Raw genomic sequence first — 26,714 nt, forward strand, 5'->3', positions numbered from 1 at the left:
CGGCGACAGCAGTGGGGTACAGGCGGAGCTCGCTCAGAAAGTCACGACGGGACGTACGGTTAGCGTTGCCGAAGCGCAAACCGTCATCGACGCGCAGCATATCGCCAGTGCCTGAGGCTTCGACTGTCATTTATCGTCGTGCCCCCTGATGCCTGTGGAGGCATCAGGGGGACGTAGAGAGGATTCCTATCATGAGTTCGATCAAACAGGATTTGCCGGCGCCCAGTGTCGATGGCGTCGTTGATGGAATATTGGACCCGGCCAGTGTTCCGGAGTCCGGAGCGTTGGCCCATATCACCAATGTCCCCGTGAGTTGGGGCGGCAAGACCCTTACGCTGTATTTGCAGGAGGTGCAGGGGCAGATTCTGCACCAGATCGCCTGGCCGGTAGCGTCACACGGACGGGACATCAAGCTGCCTATTCCCAAAGACACGCTGGACGCCAACCGTGACAAGGACGTGCAGGTGTATTACAGCGTGACGGATGTCGGGTCGTCGCTTCCTCTGGAATTCAAGCTGGGGCAGGGGTTTGGCGGGCCAGTCGAGTTTGACCTTGCGCCGCACAATTACACGGTACTCTTCATCCATTCCGTAGTGCAGCCGCCCAAGGAGATACCCCCGTTTGCCCGGATGCAGCGGGTGATGCCGGGTGCTACCAGCTACAGCAGTAGTAAGGAGGCGGTCGGCACGGTTGATCAGTTCGGCATCGTCACTGCGTGGAGCAACGGACAAACCACTATCAGTGCATCTGGCAGCCCGAACGGCCCGGGCAGTTATGTACTGACGATTACCGGCATCCGTGAGTTTCATGTGCTTAGCAAAAAAGCCACTTGGAAGGGCGCCCAAGACGCGTGTGCGGAAAGCCGTCTGGTCCTGCCGTCGCTGGCTGATTTCTCCAGTTTTTTGAAGTCCTATCCGCGCGATGCGGGGTTTGACCATGACCTGCCGAACTACCCGGCGTGGGGGATGTATATCGGCGCTGACACTGCCTATACCCTTGACTTGAATTCGGGTGACGTCGACTCGACGGGTACGGAGGAATTCAAAGAGCTACAGGCAGTGGGTGTTTCGCCGAGAAGTTGAGCCCCAGAAAACTTCATTAAATCGATAAAGACCTTCGCTCTTCGGCAGCGAGGTTCGAGGATGGAATGATATGTCCAGATTCCTGCTGCATTTATGCGGTGCGCTAGCGCTTTGTCTGTCGATTGGACTTGGCTCGCTACATGCCCGGGCCATCAGTGGGCCGGAGTTGGCAGTCCAGTTGAATCAGGCGTATGCCAGTACACCTGATAAGTGTGTCGGAGGGCATCCGGCCTATTATTGCAGTGGGGTGATGGCCAAGCAGGTCCTGCCCAGCGATCCTCAGCCCTTCTGGACGCACGGGCCCGATGCTGTGGCCCGAGGCGCCGAGCGTTTCGACTACCTGCGCCGTGACATCCCCATTCCGGGCCTCGTGCAGGGAAACGGCTACCTGTTTGCCGATCGTTTCACCGCCATCAGTCAGGAGAAGGATTACCAACTGATCGGCAACGACGGCATGGACCGTCCGGCGGAACTGTTGGTGCGCAATTGGGCCGCTACCGCGCCGGCGCAACTGCCGATCCTGGCGCTGTACCACCGCCGCACGGCGGAGGGCTTGAGGGCGGCCCTGCGGGACCAGAACACCTACTTCAAGGCTACGGGCAACTGGTTGCCGGTCTTGCGGATGGCCACCGCTGCCGATCAAGGACAGTCATTCGGCTTTGACGCCAGCGAGCAGTTGTACAGCGGTTATCAGGTGGCCGACCGCCTCAACCGGCGTTATGCCGATGCCGCGAGTACCTGTTACGACGGGCGTTCGGCAATCCATTGCAATGGGGTGTTCATTCGTGGCACTGGCGCCGGTCCGACCTTTCATGCCTGGAATCCCAGCCCGAATTCGGTGGGGCGCGATGGTGTGTCGTTTGCCTGGGTGCGCGCGGATAACGGTGTCCAGGTGGTCGCCAGCCCTGGGCTGATCTTCCACGAACTGGACAAGCCGTCGACGCATTCAGTCAGGTTCCGTTGTGCCTATCCCGCCAATGCGGGTACTTCAGTTATCCCTAATAGTTGCCGGGCTTCCTGCACGTCGCAAAACATCAGCACGGTAGCGAGCTGGCAAGCGATATATAGCAGCAACCCTGGCGCCAGTTGCACCTTTGGCGATACACCAGCGGAAATCCAGCTCAACACCGATGTGCGCAAGGGGCAGGCCTGGGCGGCGGGGCACACCGAGCTGATCATCGGTGCCTGGCCGCAAAACATCCCTAACGAGTTACCAATCGAGGCGTTCTTTTACGTTCAGTCCACATCCCTTCTGTCGGAGGGGCGCCACCCCATGGAAGGTTCCAGCGATGGCTTCACCTATGTCGGGTCGGCTGGCCTGACCGGGGCGCAATACATCCAGAACGATTACTTCAAGGTTACCGGCCGGTTCATGCCTATCGTGCGGGTTGACCTCACGGCGCCCCTGGGTTCGCGGTTTCTTTATTACCCGCAAGACCAGGGCTTTTGAGGGAGCTGTTTCCAATACCAGGAAATGGAGGTTGTCATGGCGCTTCTTGTTCGCCTTTTGTGTGCGCTGGGCCTGCTGGCGGTAACGTTACCAGCAGCGGCATTGAACGGCCCGGAGACCGCTGTACTGCTCAACCAGGCGTACCGGGCGACGCCCGAGCGCTGCGTGGGCAACTTCCCGGCATATTACTGCAGTGGCGTGATGGTCAAGCAGGTTCGGCCAGAGGACCCCAAGCCGTTCTGGATTCACAGCCCTGAGGCAGTCGGCCGGGGCGCCGAACAATTCGATTACCTGCGCCGCGATGTGCCTGGTACGCCACTGGCGCAACCGAGCGGCTATCTATTCAGTGACCGCTTTACCGCCATCAGTCAGGAGAAGGATTACCAACTGCAGGGCGACGACGGCATGAACCGACCGCCGCAATTGCTGGTGCGCAACTGGGGCGGGGTTGCGCCAGGGCGTCTGCCCTTGCTCGGCGTGTTCCATGTCCTCGGGCAACCGGGAGGTCTGGAGGCGGCCCTGCGGGACCAGCGCGCATATTTCGAGGCCACCGGCGACTGGCTTCCGGTACTGCGCCTGAAGCCCAACGACAGCCAAGGCCAATTGTTCGGTTTCGACGCGCGCGAGCAGTTGTACAGCGGCTACCAGGTGGCCGACCGACTCAACCGGCGCTACGCCGATACGGCCCCGGCCTGCAATGATGGATCAGGGTCCTATAACTGCAATGGGGTGTTGATTCGCGGAACGGTGCCTGGCCCACCTCACTCGTGGAACCCCAAGCCCAACGCAATCGCGGATAAAGGCGTCTCGTTTTCTTATCTGCGGGCTGATGTGGGGTCGCGGATCATCTTCTACGGTCAGGGGTTCATCTTTCGCGAGTTGAGTTTTCCGGTGAGCTATCCGGTCACCTTGCGTTGCGCCTATCCCGGCGATGCAGGCACCAGCGCACCTGACCGGTGTCGGCCCGATTGCAGCTTGAAGGGCATCAAGACGTTGGCTGACTACCGTGCTCACTATCCCACCAGCTATGGAGGAGATTGCAGTCTGGGCCCCGATGCGCAGGCGTTTCAGCTCAACACAGACGTGCGTATCGGCCAGAGCTGGGCCTCGGCCGTGTGGAACGAGATCATCATTGCGCCCTGGACCCTCGACATACCTCTGCAGATCCCGCTGGAAGCGTTTTTCTACAATTGGGCGCAGAGCGCCGCGGGGTTGCCTGGTGCCCAGTACATCCAGCGGGATTATTACCAGGTGACCGGCAAGTTCATGCCTGTGGTCAAGATCGATCTCACGGCTCCTGTGGGGGCGGTCTTCACCTTCGATCCGCGTGAACAGGGGTTCTGACCCGTCACGCTTTGCGCGCCGCCCACGCCGTTGTCACGCGGATGGGCGGCGAACGGAATCTCCCATAAGCCTTCGGCATCAGGTACAATTCCCGGCTATTTTTCGGCGGGCGTCCGGTCCGCAGCCTTTTTGAGTGTTGATCCGTGAGTGATTTGAGTCATATCCGCAATTTCTCCATCATCGCCCACATTGACCATGGCAAGTCGACGCTGGCCGACCGCTTCATCCAGATGTGCGGTGGCCTCAGTGCCCGCGAGATGGAAGCGCAGGTTCTCGACTCCATGGACCTCGAGCGCGAGCGCGGGATCACCATCAAGGCACACAGCGTCACCCTGCATTACAAAGCCAATGACGGCGTTACCTACCAGTTGAACTTCATTGACACCCCCGGCCACGTTGACTTCACCTATGAAGTCAGCCGTTCGCTGGCGGCCTGTGAAGGTGCGCTGCTGGTGGTCGACGCGGGTCAAGGCGTGGAGGCCCAGTCGGTCGCCAACTGCTACACCGCCATCGAGCAAGGCCTGGAAGTCATGCCGGTCCTGAACAAGATGGACCTGCCCCAGGCTGACCCGGACCGCGTCAAGGACGAAATCGAGAAGATCATCGGCATCGACGCCACCGACGCCGTCGCCTGCTCGGCCAAGAGCGGCATGGGTGTTGATGAAGTACTGGAGCGTCTGGTACAGACCATTCCGGCACCGACCGGCGATATCGAAGCGCCGCTTCAGGCACTGATCATCGACTCCTGGTTCGACAACTACCTGGGCGTTGTTTCCCTGGTGCGCGTGCGTCATGGCCGCGTGAAGAAGGGCGACAAGATCCTGGTCAAGTCCACCGGCAAGATCCACCTGGTGGACAGCGTCGGTGTCTTCACCCCGAAACACACCGCTACCGCCGACCTCAAGGCGGGTGAGGTGGGCTTCATCATTGCCAGCATCAAGGACATTCACGGCGCGCCAGTGGGCGACACCCTGACCTTGAGCTCGACTCCCGATGTCGATGTGCTGCCAGGTTTCAAACGTATTCAGCCGCAGGTTTATGCCGGCTTGTTCCCGGTCAGTTCCGACGATTTCGAAGATTTTCGTGATGCGTTGCAGAAACTGACCCTGAACGACTCCTCGCTGCAGTACCTGCCGGAAAGCTCCGACGCCCTGGGCTTCGGCTTCCGTTGCGGCTTCCTCGGCATGCTGCACATGGAGATCATCCAGGAGCGCCTGGAGCGCGAATACAACCTGGACCTGATCACCACCGCGCCGAGCGTAATCTTCGAGGTCAAGCTAAAGACCGGCGAAACCATTCACGTCGACAACCCGTCCAAGCTGCCGGACGTGTCGTCGGTCGAGGATTTCCGCGAGCCGATCGTCGCCGCGACCATCCTCGTGCCCCAGGAGCACCTGGGCAACGTCATCACCCTGTGCATCGAGAAGCGTGGCGTTCAACGCGACATGCAGTTCCTCGGTTCGCAGGTACAGGTGCGCTACGACCTGCCGATGAACGAAGTGGTACTCGACTTCTTCGACCGCCTGAAGTCCACCAGCCGCGGCTACGCCTCGCTGGACTACCATTTCGACCGCTACCAGTCGGCCAACCTGGTCAAACTCGACGTACTGATCAACGGCGACAAGGTCGACGCCCTGGCACTGATCGTGCACCGTGACAACGCGCACTACAAAGGTCGCGCGTTGACCGAGAAGATGAAGGAGCTGATCCCTCGGCAGATGTTCGACGTGGCAATCCAGGCCGCCATTGGCGGGCAGATTGTGGCGCGGACCACGGTCAAGGCACTCAGAAAGAACGTACTGGCCAAATGTTACGGTGGCGACGTGAGCCGTAAGCGCAAGCTGCTCGAGAAACAGAAGGCCGGTAAGAAACGCATGAAACAGGTCGGCAACGTGGAGATTCCACAGGAAGCCTTCCTCGCCGTGCTCAGGTTGGATAGTTAGGTCCTATGTCACTAAATTTCCCGCTGTTGCTCGTCATCGCTGTCGCTGTGTGTGGGCTGCTGGCCCTGATCGATCTGCTGTTCCTGGCACCTCGCCGGCGTGCGGCGATCGCCAACTATCAGGGCCGCGTCACCCAGCCCGAGATGGCGGTGGTCGAGCAGTTGAACAAGGAGCCGTTGCTGGTCGAGTACGGCAAATCGTTCTTCCCGGTGCTGTTCATCGTGCTGGTGCTGCGTTCGTTCCTGGTGGAGCCATTCCAGATCCCGTCGGGCTCGATGAAGCCGACCCTGGAAGTGGGCGATTTCATTCTGGTGAACAAGTTCTCCTATGGCATCCGCCTGCCGGTGATCGACAAGAAAGTCATCGAGGTGGGTGATCCACAGCGTGGCGATGTGATGGTGTTCCGCTACCCGAGCGACCCGAACGTCAACTACATCAAGCGCGTGGTTGGCCTGCCGGGCGATCAGGTGCGCTACACCAGCGACAAGCGCCTGTACGTCAACGGCGAGCTTATCGCCGAGCAACTGGTCGGCGCCGAGCCGGGCACCCTGGGCAGCGCCGAGCTGTACAAGGAAAAACTCGGTCAGGCCGAGCACATGATCCGCAAGGAGATGAGTCGCTACCGCATGCCGCCGGACCAGCAGTGGGTGGTGCCCGCCGGGCACTATTTCATGATGGGCGACAACCGCGACAACTCCAACGACAGCCGTTACTGGGATGATCCTTCGATTCCCAAGGAACTGCTGGGCATGGTCCCGGACCAGAACATCGTCGGCAAGGCCTTTGCCGTCTGGATGAGCTGGCCAGAACCGAAACTGAGCCACTTCCCGAGTCTGTCGCGGGTAGGGCTGATCAAGTAGCACCTTCACGGCGCTGTCCCTCGGGACGGCGCCGAGTGCTTTTCTGGCATAGGCTGTATCGAGGGACCACGGAAGTGGTTCCCAGCCATCCAGGCCAGCAGGCATGAATCCACACCGTCTTTCAGGATCTGCATTTGAACAACGCTTTATTTTCGACGGCCGCCGGCCGGATTGAATCGTGCGGCACCGGCGCCCAGGCGTCGCCGCTGACCATCGACCACGAACTTCGCGTGGGTACACCGTGAGCGTTTCCTTGAGCCGCCTCGAGCGTCAGCTCGGCTACACCTTCAAGAACCAGGAGCTGATGCTGCTGGCCCTGACACATCGCAGCTTCGCCGGTCGCAACAATGAGCGTCTGGAGTTCCTGGGTGATGCCATCCTCAACTTCGTCGCCGGCGAAGCCCTGTTCGAACGCTTTCCACAGGCCCGCGAAGGCCAGTTGTCGCGTCTGCGCGCCCGCCTGGTGAAGGGCGAGACCCTGGCCGTACTGGCCCGTGGCTTCGACCTTGGCGAGTACCTGCGTCTGGGCTCTGGTGAACTGAAAAGCGGCGGTTTCCGTCGCGAGTCGATTCTGGCCGATGCCCTCGAGGCGCTGATCGGTGCGATCTACCTCGATTCCGACATGCAGACCGCCCGCGAGCGTGTCCTGGCATGGCTGGCCGGCGAGTTCGAGAGCCTGACCCTGGTCGACACCAACAAAGACCCGAAAACCCGTTTGCAGGAGTTCCTGCAGTCGCGGGCCTGCGACCTGCCGCGCTATGAAGTGGTGGATATCCAGGGCGAGCCGCATTGCCGGACGTTCTTCGTCGAGTGCGAAGTGACCCTGTTGACCGAAAAAAGCCGGGGGCAAGGTGTCAGCCGGCGTATCGCCGAGCAGGTTGCAGCCGCAGCGGCACTGATCGCCCTGGGCGTGGAGAATGGCAATGACTGATACGAACACTACCCGTTGCGGCTATGTCGCCATCGTCGGCCGCCCCAACGTGGGCAAGTCGACGTTGCTCAACCATATCCTCGGGCAAAAGCTGGCGATCACCTCGCGCAAGCCGCAGACCACCCGTCACAACATGCTCGGGATCAAGACCGAGGGTGATATCCAGGCGATCTACGTCGATACCCCCGGCATGCACAAGAGCAACGAAAAGGCGCTCAACCGCTACATGAACAAGACCGCTTCGGCGGCGTTGAAAGACGTCGACGTGGTGATCTTCGTGGTCGACCGAACCCGCTGGACCGACGAAGACCAGCTTGTTCTGGAGCGCGTGCAGTACGTCCAGGGCCCGGTGATCCTGGCGATCAACAAGACCGACCGGATCGAGGAAAAGGCTGACCTGATTCCGCACTTGCAATGGCTGCAGGAGCAACTGCCGAATGCCGAAATCGTGCCGATTTCCGCCCAGCAGGGACACAACCTTGAATCGCTGGAAGGCCTGATCGCCAAGCACTTGCCGGAAAACGATCATTTCTTCCCGGAAGATCAGATCACCGACCGCAGCAGCCGCTTCCTGGCCGCCGAACTGGTCCGCGAGAAGATCATGCGCCAGCTCGGAGCCGAGCTGCCGTACCAGATCACCGTCGAGATCGAAGAGTTCAAGCAGCAGGGTGCTGTGCTGCACATCCATGCCCTGATTCTGGTCGAGCGTGATGGCCAGAAGAAAATCATCATTGGCGACAAGGGCGAGCGCATCAAGCGCATCGGCACCGAGGCGCGCAAGGATATGGAAGTGCTGTTCGACGCCAAGGTGATGCTCAACCTCTGGGTCAAGGTCAAAGGCGGCTGGTCCGACGATGAGCGCGCGCTGCGCTCGCTGGGCTACGGCGACCTGTAATTCCCCAAGGCCCGATACCGTCCGGTATCGGGCCGACTTTTCCCGAAGCCGATCATGGAACAACCAGAGGCCCGACCGGCCTACGTTCTGCACAACCGCGCCTACCGGGAAACCAGTGCGCTGGTGGACTTCCTCACCCCCGAAGGGCGCGTGCGCGCGGTGCTGCGCCGTGCCCGCGGCAAGGGCGGCAGCCTGGCGCGGCCGTTCCTTCCGCTGGAGGTCGAACTGCGCGGGCGTGGCGAGCTGAAGAACGTCGGACGGCTGGACAGCGTCGGCGTGGCCGCCTGGCTGCATGGCGATGCGCTGTTCAGCGGGCTTTATCTCAATGAACTGTTGATCCGCCTGCTGCCGGCGGAAGACCCTCATCCCGCCTTGTTCGAGCACTACGCCGCGACGCTGCAGGCGCTCGGGGCGGGACGTCCGCTGGAACCGCTGCTGCGCTCGTTCGAATGGCGGCTGCTGGATGAACTGGGTTACGCCTTCGCCCTGGACCAGGACATCAACGGCGATCCGCTCGCGCCGGATGGCTGGTATCGCCTGCAAGTGGATGCCGGACTGGAGCGGGTCTACCTGCTGCAACCCGGTCTGTTCACCGGCGCTGACCTCGCCGCCATGGCCGAAGCCGACTGGGAGGCGCCGGGCGCTCTCGCTGCAGCGAAACGCCTGATGCGCCAGGCGCTGGCGGTTCATCTGGGCGGTCGTCCGCTGGTCAGCCGCGAACTGTTTCGCAAGCGCTAAGCTCGTCGTATGCTGTCGGGCTAAATTTCCAGGAGAGTTTCTTCGTGACCCACAGCAACCGCATCCTTCTCGGCGTCAACATCGACCACGTGGCGACCCTGCGCCAGGCCCGTGGCACCCGATACCCCGACCCGGTCAAGGCCGCGCTGGATGCCGAAGAGGCCGGTGCCGACGGGATCACCGTGCACCTGCGCGAAGACCGCCGACACATCCAGGAGCGCGACGTGCTGCTGCTCAAGGACGTGCTGCAGACGCGCATGAACTTCGAAATGGGCGTCACCGAAGAAATGATGGTGTTCGCCGAACACATCCGTCCGGCGCATATCTGCCTGGTGCCGGAAACCCGTCAGGAGCTGACCACCGAAGGCGGCCTCGACGTGGCAGGCCAGGAAGCGCGTATCAAGGCGGCGGTGGAGCGCTTGTCGCGGATCGGTTCGGAAGTCTCGCTGTTCATCGACGCCGATGAGCGCCAGATCGAAGCTTCGCGCCGTGTCGGCGCCCCGGCGATCGAGTTGCACACTGGCCGTTATGCCGATGCCCATACCCCTGCGGAAGAAGCTGATGAGCTGAAGCGCATTGCCGATGGCGTGGCGTTTGGTCTGGGCCAGGGCCTGATCGTCAATGCCGGGCATGGTCTGCATTACCACAACGTCGAGGCGGTCGCGGCGATCAAGGGGATCAATGAGCTGAACATTGGTCATGCGTTGGTGGCGCATGCGTTGTTCGTCGGGTTCAAGGGTGCTGTGGCTGAGATGAAGGCATTGATTCTGGCGGCTAGCCGCGGGTGATCGCTGTCTGGGGCCGCTTTGCGGCCCATCGCCGGCAAGTCCGGCTCCCACAAGTGCTTGAGCGTGTACTGTCCACCCTGTGGGAGCCGGCTTGCCGGCGATGGGACCTTCATTCACCCCGGAAAAACCAGACTGAACCGCGTCGGCCCCTCCACCGTGCTGCTCACCTCGACCCGCCCACCATGCACCTGCATGATCGACTTGACGATCGCCAGCCCCAGTCCCGTCCCGCCATCCTGCCGCGAACGCCCGCAGCCCACTCGATAGAATCGCTCGAACAGATGGGGCAAATGCTCCGCCGCTATTCCCGGTCCACCGTTCTGCACCCAGCAGTGCAGCCCATCACTCCTTGCCTCGATGCCGATTTCGATCTGTTGGCCCGCTGGGCTATGGCGAATGGCATTGCTCAGTAAATTCGACAGCGCCCGTTGCAGCATCAGGCGGTCGGCCTGCACTGTGCCCCAGCCGCGGACTTTCAACTCGATATCCTTGCTTTCGGCACTCAGGTCGAACAGTTCGGCGACCCGCCGTGCTTCGTCGCCGAGCGCCACCGTTGCCAGTTGCACATGCGTCAGCGGTTGATCGACCTGGGCGAGAAACAGCATGTCGGTGATGATCCGGCTCAGCCGGGTCAGTTCCTCGATGCTGTCTTCCAGCGCTACCCGGTAGTCCTCGGCCGGGCGTTCGCGGCTCAAGGTCACCTGGGCCTTGCCCATCAGGTTGCTGATGGGCGTGCGCAGTTCGTGGGCCAGGTCATCGGAGAACTGCGCCAGTTGCTGAACGCCGCTGTCCAGCCGGTCAAGCATGATGTTGATGCTGTGCGCCAGCTCCCGTAGCTCCCGGGGCAGCTTTTCTTCCGGTAGGCGGTGACTGAGATCTTGCGCCGAGACTTGCGCGGCGATATGGCCGAAACGGCGCAATGGCGCCAGGCCGCCTTGCACCAGTTTCCAGGCGCACACGCCGATCAGCAGCAGCAACAGCGGCAACGCCAGCACGGTGGAGCGTAGGTAGGCCTGTAGCAGGTCGAGGTCGTCGCTGCGGTTGACCGTCAGCAGCACTTGCACTGCCGTGCCGTCTTGCAGGCGCATGGCGCGGGCGGCGGAGAGCAGCGGATTGTCCTGGCTATCACGCCACTGGGTGAAGGACAGCGCGGGACCGACGACGAGGGTGTCCGGCGGCGCCTCCAGCGGCGGGCCGAGGCTGAGCAGTTCCGGATGGCGGCCATGGCGTGCGGCCACGCTCAGGCTCAAGTTGTCATGGCCCATCACTACATCCAGCAGGGGATGAGCGCGGGCGCGCAGGTCAGCAACCTTGAGGTCGACATTCAGGCTGTGTTCGATCTGATCCATCTTGCGCGCCAACTGCGCACGCGCGCGGTTGTCCAGTTCGTGCTCCAGCGCTACCACCGCCAGCGCCGCCAGCAGCAGCACCAGCGCCGCGCCCATGACAATCACGCTAAGGCCAAGGCGCAGCGACAGCCGCGTCGTTCTCATTCGCGGGCTTCCAGCACGTAGCCGACGCCGCGCAGGGTGTGGATCAGTTTGTCTTCGAACGGGTCGTCGATCTTCGCCCGCAGGCGCCGGATCGAGACTTCCACGACATTGGTATCGCAATCGAAATTCATGTCCCAGACCAGCGAAATGATCTGCGTGCGCGACAGCACGTCGCCGCTCTGGCGCATCAGCAGGTGCAGCAGGGAGAACTCCTTCGCGGTCAGGTCGATGCGCTGGCCGCCGCGCCAGGCGCGGTGGCGACCGGGGTCGAGTTCCAGGTCGGCGACTTTCAGGGTGGTGGGCTGCAGCGATTGCTCGCTGCGCCGCAGCAAGGTGCGCACGCGGGCCAGCAACTCGGGAAATTCGAAGGGCTTGAGCAGGTAGTCGTCGGCGCCCAGGTCCAGGCCCTTGACCCGGTCGGACAGCCGGCCATGGGCGGTGAGCATCATGATCCGCGTGGCGGAATGGGCGCGCAGGCGCTGCAGTACGCTCCAGCCATCCAGCTCCGGCAGGTTGACGTCGAGAATGATCAGGTCATAAGCCTGCTGCCGGGCCAGGTGCAGACCGTCCGGGCCGGTGCGGGCGCAGTCGACCACGTAGCCGTTTTCGGAGAGACCCTGTTGCAGATAGTCGGCGGTGCGGATTTCGTCCTCGATGATGAGCAGGCGCATGAGGTTCTCGGTATGGCGGAAAAGGGGGGCGATTCTCGACCCTGAAGTCACTTGAGGGTCAAGCGGCGCTCGGCATGGTAAGCCAGGCGGTAGGGGGGCAAGGCTCAAATAACAGATTTGTAATTATTCAGTCACCTTGCCGATAAAGCCCGCTCCCTAGAGTGGCCCGCTCCGAAAAGTCAGCCGCCCTGCCGGCCTGCGACAGGGCGCAGGGGAGTACAGCCATGCGTTGCACAATCACCACCGGGCAAGCCAGCCGCGGCCCGCGAAAAGGGCGGGCCTGGTCGCTGCCATTGAGCCTGGCGCTGTGGGTGCTGGCCCCGGTCAGCCTGGCCTCGACCTTGACGCTGGATGACGCCTTGCGCAGCGCCCGGGAACTCAGCCCGGAGCTGGCCGCTGCGCGCTGGGGCACCGACATCGCTGCGGGCGAGCGCATCCAGGCCGGTGTGCTGCCCAACCCGGCGTTGAGCTGGGAAGTCGAAGACACCCGCCGCCGCAGCCAGACCACGACCGTCACCCTCAGCCAGCCGATCGAGCTGGGCGGCAAGCGCGGCGCGCGGATCGCCCTGTCCCAGCGCGATCAGGCGGTGGCCGCGCTGGAACTGGAGCGCCGGCAAAACGCCCTGTATGCCGACGTCACCGCGGCCTTTCACGACGCCGCTCGCGCCCAGGAACGACTGGAACTGGCCGGGCAGTCGTTACGCCTGACCGAACGCGGGTTGCAGGTGGTGCAAGGCCGTGTTCGGGCTGGCACTGCATCGCCCATCGAGGCGACCCGGGCGCAGGTGCAGGTGTCGCAGGTACGCCTGGAACAGCAGCGGGCGGAGCAGGCCGTCACGGTTGCCCATCAGCAGTTGGCCACGGCCATCGGTATTGCCCAGGCCGGTTTTGACCGGGTCGAACCGCTGACGAACAGCCTGTCGCCGGTGCCCGCGTCCGAAGCATTGCTTGATCGCCTTGCACAGACCGCTGACGTGCGCCTCGCCAGCCTGCAGATCGACCAGAGCGAAGCGGCCCTGGGCGTGGCCCGCAGCCAGCGGATTCCCGACCTGACCCTGAGTATCGGCAGCCAGTACGACCGCGCCGAGCGCGAGCGGGTCAATGTGCTCGGGGTCTCGGTGCCGCTGCCGTTGTTCGACCGCAACCAGGGCAATGTGCTGGCCGCCGCGCGCCGCGCTGATCAGTCGCGTGATCTGCGCAATGGCACGGAACTGCGGGTGCGCAGCGAAGTGGTCCAGGCCCTCGCTCAGTGGCGAAGCGCCGGCCACGAAGTACGTTCGTTCGAGACCTCGATCCTGCCGGCCGCGCAACAGGCGGTGGACGTCGCCACCCGCGGTTTCGAACGCGGCAAGTTTGGCTTTCTCGATGTGCTCGACGCCCAGCGCACGCTGGTCGAGGCCCGCACCCAATACCTCGCGGCGCAGGCGTCGGGCACCGACGCCCAGGCCCGCATCCAGCGGATCTTCGGTGACCTGACCGGTACCCCGCTCTGATTCCCCCACGTTTCGAACCTGACTGTGCGCGGCCGGCTCCTTTCCGTCGCGCCTTTGCCGAGGAATTTGCATGAACAGGAAAACCATCACGCTGCTGTCCGTGACGCTGGTGCTCGGGCTCGGCCTGGGCACCGTGCTCGGGCAACGGATCGCTGCTCCGCATGCCGAGCAACCGGCCCGCGCCGCAGGGCACGATGAGCATGGCGAAGAGGGCCACGGTGACGAGGCTGAAGCCGGTCATGGACACGGCGAAGAAGGCGCTGAAGGCGAGGGCGAGGACGGTCATGTACGGCTGAGCGACGAGCAGATTGCCGTGGCCGGAATCGAGCTGGCCACGGTTGAGGTACGGACCCTGAGCCGTAGCTTGCACCTGCCGGGCGAGGTCCGTTTCGACGAAGACCGCACTGCCCATCTGGTGCCGCGCGCGGCCGGCGTTGTCGAATCGGTGGCGGTCAGCCTCGGCCAGCAGGTCAAGGCGGGTGAACTGTTGGCGGTGATCGCCAGCCCGCAGGTATCCGAGCAGCGCAGTGAGCTGGCGGCCAGTCAGCGTCGGTTGGAGATGGCGCGCAGCACCCTGGCACGGGAAAAGGACCTGTGGGAGGAAGGCATTTCCGCCGAGCAGGATTACCTGCAAGCCCGACAGGCCTTGCAGGAGGCCGAGATCGCCGCAGCCAATGCCCGGCAGAAAATCAGCGCCCTCAGCGGCAGTGTGGTGCTGGCCGGTGGCAATCGCTACGAACTGCGTGCGCCGTTCGCCGGACAGGTGGTGGAAAAGCATCTGGTCCCCGGTGAAGTGGTCAGTGAAAACAGCGCCGCCTTCACCCTGTCGGATCTGTCGAAAGTCTGGGCGACTTTCGGCGTGGCCCCGCGTGATCTGGCCTCGGTGCGGGTCGGCATGCCGGTCACAGTGGTGGCGAGCGACCTCGGCGAGCAGGTCAGCGGCACCATCAGCCATGTCGGTAGCTTGCTGGGCGAGCAGACGCGCACCGCTACGGTCCGGGTGACTCTGGACAACCCGCGGGGTGCCTGGCGTCCGGGGTTGTTCGTGGCGGTGCAGGTGCCGACCGAGCGCCTGGCCGATGCCCTCACCGTGCCCGAGCAAGCGGTGCAGACCGTCGAGGATAAAGCCGTGGTGTTCGTCCGCAACGCCGAAGGCTTCGCTGCCCAGCCGGTGCAGCCGGGCGTGGCCGCCGAGGGCTTCGTTCAGGTGAGCGGCCTGCAGGCCGGCCAGCAAGTGGCCGCGCAGGGCAGCTTCATTCTCAAGTCGGAACTGGGCAAGGCCAGCGCCGAGCACTCCCACTGAGCCGCCACGGGTAATCGTCATGTTCGAACGCATCATTCAATTCGCCATCGAGCAGCGCCTGATCGTGCTGCTCGGTGTGCTGCTGATGGCCGGGCTGGGATTGGCCAGCTACCAGAAACTGCCCATCGACGCGGTACCGGACATCACCAACGTCCAGGTGCAGATCAACACCACAGCGGACGGTTTCTCACCGCTGGAAACCGAGCAGCGCATCACCTTCGCCATCGAAACCGCCATGGCCGGTTTGCCCGGCCTGGAGCAGACCCGTTCGCTGTCGCGCTCGGGGTTGTCTCAGGTGACAGTGATCTTCGAGGACGGCACCGATCTGTTCTTCGCCCGGCAGCTGGTCAATGAGCGCCTGCAACTGGCCCGCGAGCAATTGCCCGAGGGCGTCGAGACGGCCATGGGGCCGATTTCCACCGGTCTGGGGGAGATTTTCCTGTGGACGGTGGAGGCCGAGGAGGGCGCGCGAAAGGCAGATGGCAGCCTCTACTCCCCCACCGACCTGCGCGAGATCCAGGACTGGATCATCAAGCCGCAACTGCGCAACGTGCGTGGCGTGGCCGAAATCAACAGCATCGGTGGCTTCGCCAAGGAGTTTCAGATTGCGCCCGACCTCAAGCGCCTGGCCGCCTACAAACTGACGCTCAACGACCTGCTCACCGCGCTGGAGCGCAACAACGCCAACGTCGGTGCCGGCTACATCGAGCGCCAGGGCGAGCAGTTGCTTATTCGCGCGCCGGGGCAACTGTCGGGGATCGAGGACATCGCCAACATCGTCCTGGCCAATGTCGACGGCACACCGATCCGCGTGCGTTCGGTGGCCGAGGTCGGTATCGGTCGCGAACTGCGCAGCGGTGCGGCCACTGAAAACGGCCGTGAAGTGGTGCTCGGCACGGTGTTCATGTTGATCGGCGAAAACAGTCGCAGCGTGTCGCAAGCGGTGGCGCAGAAGCTCGAGCAGATCAACAAGACACTGCCGGCCGGGGTCAAGGCCGTGACGGTGTATGACCGCACCGACCTGGTGGACAAAGCCATCGCCACGGTGAAGAAGAACCTGGTGGAAGGCGCGATCCTGGTGATCGCGGTGTTGTTCCTGTTCCTTGGCAACATCCGTGCAGCGCTGATCACCGCCATGGTGATTCCGCTGTCGATGCTGTTCACCTTCACCGGGATGTTCAGCAACAAGGTCAGCGCCAACCTGATGAGCCTGGGCGCGCTGGACTTCGGCATCATCGTCGACGGTGCGGTGGTGATCGTCGAGAACGCCATCCGCCGCCTGGCCCACGCCCAGCAGCATCATGGTCGCCTGCTGAGCCGTGCCGAGCGCCTGCGAGAGGTCTTCGCCGCGTCCCGCGAAGCGCGCCGGCCGCTGATCTACGGGCAACTGATCATCATGGTGGTGTACTTGCCGATCTTTGCCCTGAGCGGTGTCGAGGGCAAGATGTTCCACCCCATGGCCTTCACCGTGGTCATCGCCCTGCTTGGCGCCATGCTGCTGTCGGTGACCTTCGTGCCGGCGGCCCTGGCGCTGTTTGTCACCGGCAAGGTCAAGGAAGAAGAAAACGCCCTGATGCGCGGCGCCAAGCATGGCTACGCGCCGCTACTGCGCTGGGTGATGGACCACCGCCCGCTGGCGTTCAGCCTGGCTGCGGTGATGGTGTTGCTGTCCGGCGTGCTGGCCGGGCGCATGGGCAGTGAGTTCGTACCGAGCCTGAGCGAAGGCGACTTCGCCTTGCAGGCCCTGCGCGTGCCAGGCACCAGCCTGAGCCAGTCGGTGCAGATGCAGCAGCAACTCGAGCGCAGCGTGCTGGAACAGGTGCCGGAAGTGCAGCGAGTGTTCGCCCGCACCGGCACCGCCGAGATCGCCGCCGACCCGATGCCGCCGAACATTTCCGACAGCTACGTGATGCTCAAGCCGAAGGCGCAGTGGCCGGATCCCGGCAAGTCCCGCGAGCAGTTGATCGCCGATATCCAGCGTGCTGCGGCGCGCGTTCCGGGCAGCAACTACGAGCTGTCGCAGCCGATCCAGTTGCGTTTCAACGAGCTGATTTCCGGGGTGCGCAGCGATGTGGCGGTGAAGCTGTTTGGCGACGACATGGCTGTGCTCAATCGCACTGCCACGCAGATCGCCAGCACCCTGCAAGGCGTGCCGGGCGCTTCCGAGGTGAAGGTGGAGCAGACCAGCGGCCTGCCGGTGCTGACCATCGATGTCGATCGTGACAAAGCGGCCCGCTACGGGCTGAACGTTGGTGACGTGCAGGACAGTATCGCGGTGGCGGTGGGCGGGCGAAAGGCCGGGATCCTCTATGAAGGCGACCGACGTTTCGATCTGGTGGTGCGCCTGCCGGACGAACTGCGTACCGATATCCAGGGTATTTCGCGGATGCTGATTCCGGTGCCGGCCAGCGGCGGCAGTGTGCAGATTGGCTTCATCAGCCTGGCCGACGTGGCGCGGGTGGAACTGGTGCAGGGCCCCAACCAGATCAGCCGCGAGGATGGCAAGCGCCTGGTGGTGGTCAGCGCCAACGTGCGCGGCCGCGATATTGGCTCGTTCGTCGCCGAGGCGCAGGAGCGGATCGATGCCCAGGTGCAGATTCCTGCGGGCTACTGGGCCAACTGGGGTGGTCAGTTCGAGCAGTTGCAGTCGGCGGAGCAGCGCCTGCAGGTGGTGGTGCCGGTAGCGCTGCTGTTGGTCTTCGCCCTGTTGTTCATGATGTTCAACAACCTCAAGGACGGTCTGCTGGTGTTCACCGGCATTCCCTTCGCCCTGACCGGCGGGGTGGTGGCGCTGTGGTTGCGGGACATTCCGCTGTCGATTTCCGCAGGCGTCGGTTTTATCGCCCTGTCAGGTGTGGCGGTGCTCAACGGGCTGGTGATGATCGCCTTCATCCGCAGCCTGCGCGAGCAGGGCATGCCGTTGCGCCAAGCGATCGATGAAGGTGCGCTGACTCGCCTGCGGCCGGTGTTGATGACGGCACTGGTGGCGTCGCTGGGCTTTATCCCGATGGCCCTGGCTACCGGCACGGGCGCCGAGGTGCAGCGGCCATTGGCGACGGTGGTGATCGGCGGGATTCTCTCGTCCACGGCGCTGACCTTGCTGGTACTGCCGGCGCTGTATTACCGCGCCCATCGCAAGGATGAAGCACTGGAGGATTCGGAACGGGAGGAGGCCAGAGTCTGATCGATGACGCCCGCTGGCGAGCCTTGCAGCACTGTAATGTGCGGCTCACCTTGCCGTTAGGCGGGCGTCCTTATGATCGCTGTGAATTCATTCACGAGGTCAGATCCATGAACGTCAGCAAATACGCACTGATCGCCGCGCTTGCCTTGGGCAGCACCAGCGTCATGGCCGAAGGCGGCGCCGAGCGGGCCCGGTTGTTCGTCCAGCAATTCAAGGAAAGCCAGCAAGAGCTTTGGGGCGACAAAGGCGACAAGGCGCCAAAGACCGAGCAGGTTGCCCAGAGCGATCAGCGCACGCCGAAAGGCAACAGCAAGTAACAGCCATTCACCGCTCCACAACTCCTTTGCGAGGTGAATGTTTTGGGCGCCCCTTGGGGCGCCCTTTTTTTGTGCTGGATATCAGGGCCTCATCGCTGCATGGGTATTTACACATCTCGGAATTGTGTGACGGTCACGAGCTGCCGATAGTTCTTCAGCGCTCTCAAGATCGAGCGCCACGCGCATCGCGAGCAAGCTCGCTCCTACATGGGGTGCAACGTGCCATGGCCTGACAGGCATAGGTACGTTGCAACCGATGTAGGAGCGAGCTTGCTCGCGATGCGCGGGCGGCGCTCAGTCTTGAAAACGCTGAAAAACTCCCGGCTAGCGCTTGGTCGCCGTTCCCCGACCTCGTGACTGGCACCTCATGGTTTTCATACCTCCACGAGATGTGTAGATACCCATGCTCATCGCTGGCTTGCCAGCGATGAGGACCCTGAGAGCGACCCCTACTTACGCGCCACCAACACCGCCCGCCGTGGCGCCGGCAGACCTTCGATGGTCAGGCTGTGGTCATTCGGATCGAGGAAGTCGCTCAGCGACTGGTAACGCATCCAGTCAGTGCTGCGCTGTTCTTCCACGCTGGTGACGCTGACATCCACGCAGCGCACATCCTGGAATCCGGCCCGGCGCAACCAGCGTTCCAGCGCCGGAACCGATGGCAAATACCAGACGTTACGCATTTGCGCATAGCGGTCTTCCGGCACCAGCACCTGGTTCTCATCGCCTTCGATCACCAGGGTTTCCAGCACCAGTTCGCCGCCTTTGACCAGGCAATCCTTGAGCGCCAGCAGGTGCTCGATGGGCGAACGGCGATGGTAGAACACGCCCATGGAGAACACCGTGTCGAAGCCTTCCAGCGCCGCGGGCAGGTCTTCGAGGGCGAAGGGCAGGTGCCAGGCCGGCAGTTCCGGCAGGTAGCGCTGCACCGCCTGAAACTGACAGAAGAACAGCCAGTTGGGATCGACGCCGATCACGCTGTCGGCGCCGGCACCGAGCATGCGCCACTGGTAGTAGCCATTGCCGCAGCCCACATCCAGCACGCGCTTGCCGCGCAGGTCGAGGTGCGGCGACACCCGCGACCATTTCCAGTCCGACCGCCATTCGGTATCGACGTGCACGCCGAACAGGTCGAACGGCCCCTTGCGCCACGGCGACAGGCCCATCAAGGCACTACGTGCCTGCTCGCGGGCGTCGTCGTCGCAGTCGAAGTCCAGACGCAGGCCGTTGACCAGGTCGACGTCACTCGGGGCCAGGGCCGGCAGGGCATCCAGTGCGCTTTGCCAGCGCTCCAGGTCGCCATGGCCTTTTTCCAGTTTGCTGTCGAGTTGCGCTTGCAGGCCCTGGGACCATTGCGCCAGGGGCGTGCCCGCCAGGCGGCGAACGAGAGGGGAGAGATCGATCATGGCAGGGCAATCAGAGAGGCGAAGTTCAGGCACTGGAACCACGGCACCACCTTGGAGAAGCCCGCAGCCAACAGGCGTTCGCGGTGCTCCTCAAGGCTGTCGGGTTTCATCACGTTTTCGATGGCGCTGCGTTTCTGGGCGATTTCCAGTTCGCTGTAGCCATTGGCGCGCTTGAAGGCGACATGCAGGTCGGTGAGCAGCGCGTGCTCCCCGGGCTCTTCGAAGCGCAGTTTTTCCGAGAGGATCAGCGCACCGCCCGGCACCAGGGCCTGGCGGATCTTGCCGAGCAGGGCCAGGCGCGCGGCCGGCTCGACGAACTGCAGGGTGAAGTTCATCGCCACCACCGACGCCGGTTGCAGCTCAAGGGCGGTGATGTCGGCCTCGATCACCTGTACCGGCAGCAGTTCCTGGTACATGGCGTCCTGGGCCTTGAGGTACTCGGTGCAGCGCTCGACCATGGCCGACGAATTGTCCACCGCCAGTACCCGGCAGCCTTCGCTGCGCACATGCCGGCGCAATGCCTGGGTGACGGCGCCGAGGGAACTGCCGAGGTCATAGAGCAAGGTGTTCGGGCGGGCGAACTGCGCGGCGAGCACGCCGATGTTCTCGACGATGGTCGGGTAGCCGGGCACCGAGCGCTTGATCATGTCGGGGAAGACCCGGACGACATCTTCGTTGAAGGTGAAGTCGGGCACCTGCTCCAGCGCTGCGGCGAATAGACGGTCGGGTTCTTGGCTCACGGTATGTACACGGGATGGTCGAAACGGGGCGACATTCTAGCCAAGTGGGGAAGGGATGCCTATGAGTTACCGGACGGGGGGCCGCCTTCAACCGCTTCTACAGGATGTTTCTGCCATTGCGTGCGGAAACCGGCGGCTCCAATCACTCGACGAGAAACATAGGGTAGTCCTCCTGGCATGCCGTGCATGACAGCAATCAGGTCCGGAAGGACTTTTTGATGAGGGCGTAAAATGATTAGCAATATACAAAATGAGTCGCTGCAGGCACTGGATATCCAGCAGCGCGCTGAATTCGTTCCGAAACAGTACTTCGATGTCATATCCAGCTCTGCTGAAAACAACAGAATGCAGCCGGCCCTGATTTTTTCCGCCGATAACCTGAAAATCATCAAGCGGTATGTCGAATACGTTTATCGATTGCCGAAAAGTGCCCAGGAAATCAGCGAGGGCCATGATTTTTCGCTCGTGGGGCTCGATGTTCAACTCGTGGTCAATCACTACAAAAACCTGCGCCAGCACGTCGAGGCGTGGGACATCATTGAGCGTGAATCCAAGCTGTTGGGCACCAAACTTGAACAATTCGCCAGCGAGTTCGTGGCTCAGGGCGGCCACTTGGTCAGCGCGCTGAAAAGTACGAAAGCTTATGGCCTGCTCAGTGAGCGCCTGGGGAATGTGATGGATGACGTCACGCTTCAGTACCAGCCATACCGGGCTCTGGAGAGCAGTGACAAGGCGCAGATCGGTGATGTGAAGGACTTCCTGTCATTCATCAAAGACGATATTGCCGAAGCCAGGCAGGACATTGCGTCGGTTAAAGATCGGGCGGTCTGGTTCAGTAATGTTGTTGTGAGGCAGTTGCGCCCCGAAATCGACGGGTTGATGCAACGGATCAAGGACTCGGGGGGCGAGAAAAAAATCGGTGAACTGCGTAAGCAGATTGAACCCCTGGACGAGCTGATCGCCCAGAAAAGTGACGAATACCAAGCGCTGGTGGGCTATGCATTTACCGGGCTGGCATTCGGATTGATAGGTGTTGCAATTACCGGCGGTATTTATGGGGCACAGGCAGAAGCTGTTCGCGCTGAAAAAAATGAATTGATCTCCCTGCGTGACCGGTTGGCACAGCAAATCGCTGCCATCAACCCGATGATCGGCAGCATCGAGAAAACGTCCCTGCAAATTGCTGACCTCAAGTTTCGCCTGACCGAGGTGCAGATGGCAGCGAAGAATCTGGAGGATGTCTGGAGCATGCTGGGCGTGTATGTCGAGGAATCAGAAGAAGAGCTGCTGCAGATCGATACTGATCTCAAGCTGGCGACGTTCGTCCATCGCTTCGAGCGTGTTGTCCGACCATGGGAAACCATTCGTGGTCTCTCCGCACACCTATCGAAAATTTTCAATGAAACGCTGGATGAAATCAGCCGGCAAGGAGCTATCCGATGAGCAATCCCGTCACTTCCGTGGAGGCGTATCCACATCCCGCCGTGGCGCAAATGGTCTCGCTGAAAGAGCAGGTGCTGGACGTTGTCTACAAGGATTCGCAGGCACTGCTGCCCGTACTCGTTGAAAGCATGCACGACCTGGTCGATGCGCTGCTGAAGACCGAGCGTATGCTCAGCGAGCAAGTGCTCAGTGCCGTGGTGCTGTTGAACAACCACAAGTGGGAGGCTCTCGGAGCATCGCTGGAGGCGGCCCGCCGCTTGCCGGAGTTGGAGGATCAGCAGCGTGACATGGCGGTGCGCAGTCGCGAGCGCGATCTGGAACAGGATGCGCAACGCGATGTTCAGCGCTTGAAGAGCAAAGTCACGGAGATCGAGGATCAATTACGCGCACTTGAAATGCTCAGGTTACCTGAAACAGGACCGCGTTCCGCGAGCCTCACCGAACAGCGCGATGACCTGTTGAAGACGATAGCCAGCGAGCGGGAGAGTATCGACAGACTTGATTCGCGAATCGCGGATATCACGCTGGTGATCGACGCGTTCGATGTGCCGAGTGTGTCCAGCGTGTTCAAGGGCCTGATTCCTACGGAACAGGAGATTGCACAGGTCGCCAGCGCGCTTGCCGGCAAGGGGCTGAGCGCCGATCTGCTGCTGAGTGCTGCCAGGAGTTTCACCAACAACCTGTCGGGCATCATGGAGGGAAGAAAGCTGATCGACCTGACGCGAACGCGTACCCGCCTGGTGAATGAGAGCAATGCAATCCGCACGCAATTGCTTGACTGGGAAGCGAGACAAGCGGTGTTCGAGCGCGAACTCAAGCAATTGCCCAACGTGGCAAAGTTGAACGACCTGCGAAGCCAATGGCTGGAGCAAGGCCATGTTCTCGCGCGCAGTTGGAGCGCGCAGGTTGCTGTGATGAACCAGCAAACCAGCCTTGCGGAGCTGGCGGACAGGTTAGTGGCGATGATGCGGTACCTGGTGGCAGTGCGTCGCCTGTACGAGGCGGCCTAGCGTACCGAAACCTGGCAGTCGAAGGTGCTCTCGGGTTTGACCTCGGGGGCCCAGGGCTGCTGGTAAACCAGCAACAGGTTACCGCTGCCGGCGGTGCGGGCGCGAAAGCGCCATGTGGACTGGCCGGCGCTGCCGACCATGCCGTCGGTATCGCCACTGCTGTAGACCTCGGGGCCGAGGGCAGTGAGCACGCTGTTGGCGGGATTCTGCAGCAGCCAGCGGTAGCCGGTGCTGGGGTTGCTCGGGAGCGTGAGGGTCAGGGCCTGACCGACGTTCAGGCGGATCGGGCACTGGCTTTGGCTTTCGACGATGAGGGGTTCGGTCTGCACGGCATCGCGCGAGCAGGCGGCCAGCAGGCTCACGCCCAACAGCAGGGCGGTACGGCGGATAGTCATGATCGCTCCGGAGCGCGAGTGGGTATGGGCTCGGAGCTTAAACCGGATGGACGTTCAGGTTCTACTGGTGCTGTGGGAGCGAGCGTGCCCGCCCCCACAGGTAACGATCAGGCGAACATCACCTTCGCCACATCACCGAAACGCTTGGCGAAATGCACGGTCAGCCCCTGCTTGAGGTAGTCCGGCAGTTCCAGGAAGTCACCGCGGTTGGCTTCCGGCAGGATCAGCTCGAAGATCTTCTGCCGCCGCGCCGCAATGACTTTCTCCCGCACCCCGCCGATCGGCAGTACATGCCCGGTCAGCGTCATCTCGCCGGTCATCGCCACACCTTTTTTCGGCGACTGGTCACGGGCCAGTGACAGCAGGGCGGTGGCCATGGTGATACCCGCGCTCGGGCCGTCCTTCGGCGTGGCACCTTCCGGCACATGCAGGTGGACGAAGGCCTCGTTGAAGAAGGTCGGATCACCGCCAAACTGCTTCAGGTGCGAACTGACGTAGCTGTAGGCGATTTCCGCAGACTCCTTCATCACGTCACCCAGTTGCCCGGTGAGCTTGAAGCCGCGATTCAAGGTGTGGATGCGGGTCGCTTCGATCGGCAGGGTGGCGCCGCCCATGCTGGTCCAGGCCAGGCCGGTAATCACCCCTTTGCCGGCCAGCACCTGCTCGCTGCGGAACACCGGCATGCCCAGCGCCGCTTCGAGGTCTTTCGGGCCGATCTTGATCACGGCGTCCGGTTCGTCCAACAGGCGCACCACGGCCTTGCGCACCAGTTTGCCCAGTTGTTTTTCCAGTTGCCGCACCCCGGCTTCGCGGGCATAGCCCTCGATCACCGTGCGCAAGGCTGCATCGCTGATGCTCAGGCTGGTCTTGGCCACACCGGCTTTTGCCAGTTGTTTGGGCCACAGGTGGCGCTTGGCGATCGCCAGTTTTTCCTCGGTGATGTAGCCGGACAGGCGGATCACTTCCATACGGTCGAGCAACGGACCGGGGATCGAGTCGAGGGTATTGGCGGTGCAGACGAACAGCACTTTGGACAGGTCCAGGCGCAAGTCGAGGTAGTGGTCGAGGAAGTCGACGTTCTGCTCCGGATCGAGGGTTTCCAGCAGTGCCGAGGCCGGGTCGCCCTGATAGCTCTGGCCCATCTTGTCGATCTCGTCGAGCATGATCACCGGGTTCATCACTTCCACGTCCTTCAGCGCCTGCACCAGCTTGCCCGGTTGGGCGCCGATGTAGGTGCGGCGGTGGCCCTTGATCTCGGCCTCGTCACGCATGCCGCCGACGCTGAAGCGGTAGAACGGCCGGCCCAGCGATTCGGCGATGGACTTGCCGATGCTGGTCTTGCCCACGCCCGGCGGACCCACCAGCAGCACGATGGAGCCGCTGATCTCGCCTTTGTAGGCGCCCACGGCGAGAAATTCGAGGATGCGTTCCTTGATGTCGTCCAGCCCGGCGTGGTGCTGGTCGAGCACTTTGCGCGCGTGCTTGAGGCTGAGCTTGTCGGTGCCGTACACGCCCCAGGGCAGGGCGGTGGCCCATTCCAGGTAGTTGCGGGTGACGGCGTATTCGGGCGAGCCGGTTTCAAGGATCGCCAGCTTGCCCATTTCTTCGTCGATGCGTTTCTTCGCGGCGGGCGGCAGGGTCTTGCCTTCCAGGCGCTGCTTGAACTGTTCGAGGTCGGCGCTGCGGTCGTCCTTGGTCAGGCCCAGCTCTTGCTGGATGACCTTGAGCTGTTCCTTGAGGAAGAACTCGCGCTGGTGCTCGCCGATCTGTCGGTTCACCTCGGCGGAAATTTCATTCTGCAGCCGCGCGACCTCGACTTCCTTGCGCAGCATCGGCAGGACTTTTTCCATGCGCTTGAGCATCGGCACGCAGTCGAGGACTTCCTGCAACTGTAGCCCGGTAGCTGAAGTCAGGGCCGCGGCGAAGTCGGTCAGCGGTGACGGATCGTTGGGGCTGAAGCGGTTGAGGTAGTTTTTCAGCTCTTCGCTGTACAGCGGGTTGAGCGGCAGCAGCTCCTTGATCGCGTTGATCAGCGCCATGCCGTAGGCCTTCACCTCGTCGGTGGGGTCGGCGGGCTGGTGCGGGTATTCGACTTCCACCAGGTACGGCGGACGGTGGTGTTTGAGCCAGGTACGGATGCGCACCCGGGTCAGGCCCTGCGCGACGAACTGCAGCTTGCCGTTCTCGCGGCTGGCGTGGTGCACCTTGACCAGCGTGCCGTACAGCGGCAGGGCCGAGGTGTCGAAATGGCGGTGGTCTTCGACCGGCGTGTCCATGAAGAACAGGGCCAGGGAGTGGTGCGGGGTTTTCGCCACCAGGTCCAGGGTTTCCGCCCACGGTTCTTCGTTGACGATCACCGGCAGCACCTGCGCGGGGAAGAACGGGCGGTTGTGGATCGGGATGACGTAGACCTTGTCCGGCAACTGTTGGCCGGGCAATGCCAGGGTCCGGCCGGTGGGATCGTGATCTTCGAGATGTTCGACTTCGGCGTATTCGTCTGGGTGTTCCGGTAGATCCTGCTGGTCGCTCATGGGGCACCTGCGTGAATGACTATGGTGCTTAGATGGGGCGGTAGGTGGGTGGTTTCAATGCCTGACGGATTTTGTCGGAGAGTCTGACCGGACGGTCGATGCCGATCGAAGCTTAGTGCAGTGATCGCCAAATGCTACTGTGACGGTTTGTCGGTTAACCACTGGACAGGGAGGTAAGGCGATGGACGTTGCACTCAAGCGCATCAACCGCGAACTACAGGATTTCAGCAAGGATCCACCGGCCAATTGCAGCGCGGGGCCGATTGGCGATGACCCGTTCAATTGGCAGGCGACGTTGATGGGACCGTCCAGCAGCCCGTATGAAGGCGGGGTGTTTTTCCTCGATGTGCAGTTTCCGCCGGATTACCCCAATCATCCGCCGAAGTTGCGGTTCAAGACGCCCGTGTGGCATCCCAATATCGGTGAGGACGGCGAGGTCGGGCTGGATATCCTGGAGGAGAACTGGACCCCGGCGCTGACCCTGGCGAAGGTGATGCTGAGCATCAGTGCGTTGCTGGTCGATCCGGACCCGCGGGGAGCGCTGCGGCTGGAGGCGGCGGGGGAGTATCTGCGGATGCGGGTGGAGTTCGACCGGAAGGCGCGGGAGTGGACGCGGAAGTTTGCCATGTAGGTTTGTTGTGGGTTTGAAGGACTCATCGCCGGCAAGACCGGCTCCCACGGAGCGTATCTGTGGGAG

General features: G+C 62.5%; 22 protein-coding genes. 16 read left to right on the top strand and 6 right to left on the bottom strand.

All coding sequences use genetic code 11. The features are described 5' to 3' along the window. Positions 1-191: 191 nt before the first annotated feature. From DM374_RS26155 to pdxJ, 9 genes are all read left to right on the top strand, one after another. Positions 192-1,082 (top strand): Ig-like domain-containing protein, encoded by an 891-nt coding sequence (locus tag DM374_RS26155; RefSeq protein ID WP_110972479.1) that lies wholly within the window; start codon positions 192-194, stop codon positions 1,080-1,082. 250 nt (positions 1,083-1,332) lie between these two features. Further along, a complete protein-coding gene (locus tag DM374_RS26160; protein WP_110972480.1) occupies positions 1,333-2,532 on the top strand; it encodes a hypothetical protein in 1,200 nt (399 codons plus the stop codon). 24 nt (positions 2,533-2,556) lie between these two features. Next, on the top strand, positions 2,557-3,876 hold the full coding sequence (locus DM374_RS26165) for a hypothetical protein (protein ID WP_157969749.1): 1,320 nt from the start codon (positions 2,557-2,559) through the stop codon (positions 3,874-3,876). A gap of 143 nt (positions 3,877-4,019) precedes the next feature. Next, positions 4,020-5,819, top strand: a complete 1,800-nt coding sequence (lepA, locus tag DM374_RS26170) for a translation elongation factor 4 (protein ID WP_095154840.1) — start codon at positions 4,020-4,022, stop codon at positions 5,817-5,819. A 5-nt stretch (positions 5,820-5,824) separates the two neighbouring features. Beyond that, a complete protein-coding gene (gene lepB / locus DM374_RS26175) occupies positions 5,825-6,679 on the top strand; it encodes a signal peptidase I (protein ID WP_110972482.1) in 855 nt (284 codons plus the stop codon). Positions 6,680-6,920: 241 nt separating this feature from the next. Beyond that, the gene (gene rnc / locus DM374_RS26180) at positions 6,921-7,610 is read left to right on the top strand and encodes a ribonuclease III (RefSeq protein WP_110972483.1); all 690 of its coding nucleotides are present in this window, start codon (positions 6,921-6,923) and stop codon (positions 7,608-7,610) included. Further along, on the top strand, positions 7,603-8,505 hold the full coding sequence (era, locus tag DM374_RS26185; RefSeq protein ID WP_095154843.1) for a GTPase Era: 903 nt from the start codon (positions 7,603-7,605) through the stop codon (positions 8,503-8,505). Before rnc ends, era begins: the two co-directional genes overlap by 8 nt. Before the next feature lie 54 nt (positions 8,506-8,559). Then, entirely contained in the window at positions 8,560-9,243 is a 684-nt protein-coding gene (recO, locus tag DM374_RS26190) for a DNA repair protein RecO (protein WP_095154844.1), read from the top strand. Positions 9,244-9,287: 44 nt separating this feature from the next. Further along, positions 9,288-10,031, top strand: a complete 744-nt coding sequence (pdxJ, locus tag DM374_RS26195) for a pyridoxine 5'-phosphate synthase (protein WP_110972484.1) — start codon at positions 9,288-9,290, stop codon at positions 10,029-10,031. Positions 10,032-10,144: 113 nt separating this feature from the next. Here the strand turns inward: pdxJ and DM374_RS26200 are convergent, their stop codons facing one another. After that, positions 10,145-11,524: a heavy metal sensor histidine kinase gene (locus DM374_RS26200; RefSeq protein WP_110972485.1), complete on the bottom strand. Its 1,380-nt coding sequence runs from the start codon at positions 11,522-11,524 to the stop codon at positions 10,145-10,147. Next, complete coding sequence (locus DM374_RS26205; RefSeq protein ID WP_110972486.1) at positions 11,521-12,195, bottom strand: heavy metal response regulator transcription factor; 675 nt, start codon at positions 12,193-12,195, stop codon at positions 11,521-11,523. Before DM374_RS26205 ends, DM374_RS26200 begins: the two co-directional genes overlap by 4 nt. A gap of 224 nt (positions 12,196-12,419) precedes the next feature. On the opposite strand from DM374_RS26205, the gene DM374_RS26210 reads away from it, so the two are divergent. From DM374_RS26210 to DM374_RS26225, 4 genes are all read left to right on the top strand, one after another. Continuing rightward, entirely contained in the window at positions 12,420-13,688 is a 1,269-nt protein-coding gene (locus DM374_RS26210; RefSeq protein ID WP_110972487.1) for a TolC family protein, read from the top strand. Positions 13,689-13,758: 70 nt separating this feature from the next. Continuing rightward, a complete protein-coding gene (locus tag DM374_RS26215) occupies positions 13,759-14,991 on the top strand; it encodes an efflux RND transporter periplasmic adaptor subunit (RefSeq protein WP_110972488.1) in 1,233 nt (410 codons plus the stop codon). Positions 14,992-15,010: 19 nt separating this feature from the next. Then, the gene (locus DM374_RS26220) at positions 15,011-18,175 is read left to right on the top strand and encodes a CusA/CzcA family heavy metal efflux RND transporter (protein WP_110972489.1); all 3,165 of its coding nucleotides are present in this window, start codon (positions 15,011-15,013) and stop codon (positions 18,173-18,175) included. Positions 18,176-18,282: 107 nt separating this feature from the next. Then, on the top strand, positions 18,283-18,492 hold the full coding sequence (locus DM374_RS26225) for a hypothetical protein (RefSeq protein WP_110972490.1): 210 nt from the start codon (positions 18,283-18,285) through the stop codon (positions 18,490-18,492). 449 nt (positions 18,493-18,941) lie between these two features. Here the strand turns inward: DM374_RS26225 and cmoB are convergent, their stop codons facing one another. Together cmoB and cmoA are read right to left on the bottom strand one after the other, a co-directional pair. Then, positions 18,942-19,898 carry a tRNA 5-methoxyuridine(34)/uridine 5-oxyacetic acid(34) synthase CmoB gene (cmoB, locus tag DM374_RS26230; RefSeq protein ID WP_110972491.1) on the bottom strand — a complete coding sequence of 319 codons (957 nt, stop codon included), beginning with the start codon at positions 19,896-19,898 and terminating at the stop codon, positions 18,942-18,944. After that, positions 19,895-20,638 (bottom strand): carboxy-S-adenosyl-L-methionine synthase CmoA, encoded by a 744-nt coding sequence (gene cmoA / locus DM374_RS26235; RefSeq protein ID WP_110972492.1) that lies wholly within the window; start codon positions 20,636-20,638, stop codon positions 19,895-19,897. Before cmoA ends, cmoB begins: the two co-directional genes overlap by 4 nt. 231 nt (positions 20,639-20,869) lie before the next feature. Here cmoA and DM374_RS26240 point away from each other — a divergent pair, with 231 nt between their 5' ends. Further along, positions 20,870-22,081, top strand: a complete 1,212-nt coding sequence (locus tag DM374_RS26240) for an alpha-xenorhabdolysin family binary toxin subunit A (RefSeq protein WP_110972493.1) — start codon at positions 20,870-20,872, stop codon at positions 22,079-22,081. Continuing rightward, on the top strand, positions 22,078-23,091 hold the full coding sequence (locus DM374_RS26245) for an alpha-xenorhabdolysin family binary toxin subunit B (protein ID WP_110972494.1): 1,014 nt from the start codon (positions 22,078-22,080) through the stop codon (positions 23,089-23,091). The genes DM374_RS26240 and DM374_RS26245 overlap by 4 nt, the downstream gene beginning before the upstream one ends. Here DM374_RS26245 and DM374_RS26250 read toward each other — a convergent pair. After that, the gene (locus DM374_RS26250) at positions 23,088-23,486 is read right to left on the bottom strand and encodes a protease inhibitor I42 family protein (RefSeq protein ID WP_110972495.1); all 399 of its coding nucleotides are present in this window, start codon (positions 23,484-23,486) and stop codon (positions 23,088-23,090) included. The two genes, DM374_RS26245 and DM374_RS26250, sit on opposite strands and share 4 nt — an antisense overlap. A 107-nt stretch (positions 23,487-23,593) precedes the next feature. Continuing rightward, on the bottom strand, positions 23,594-26,017 hold the full coding sequence (lon, locus tag DM374_RS26255; RefSeq protein WP_110972496.1) for an endopeptidase La: 2,424 nt from the start codon (positions 26,015-26,017) through the stop codon (positions 23,594-23,596). A gap of 181 nt (positions 26,018-26,198) precedes the next feature. Here lon and DM374_RS26260 point away from each other — a divergent pair, with 181 nt between their 5' ends. Next, positions 26,199-26,648 (top strand): ubiquitin-conjugating enzyme family protein, encoded by a 450-nt coding sequence (locus DM374_RS26260; protein WP_110972497.1) that lies wholly within the window; start codon positions 26,199-26,201, stop codon positions 26,646-26,648. Positions 26,649-26,714: the final 66 nt, after the last annotated feature.

This window comes from Pseudomonas huaxiensis (assembly GCF_003231275.1).
Lineage (GTDB): Bacteria > Pseudomonadota > Gammaproteobacteria > Pseudomonadales > Pseudomonadaceae > Aquipseudomonas > Aquipseudomonas huaxiensis.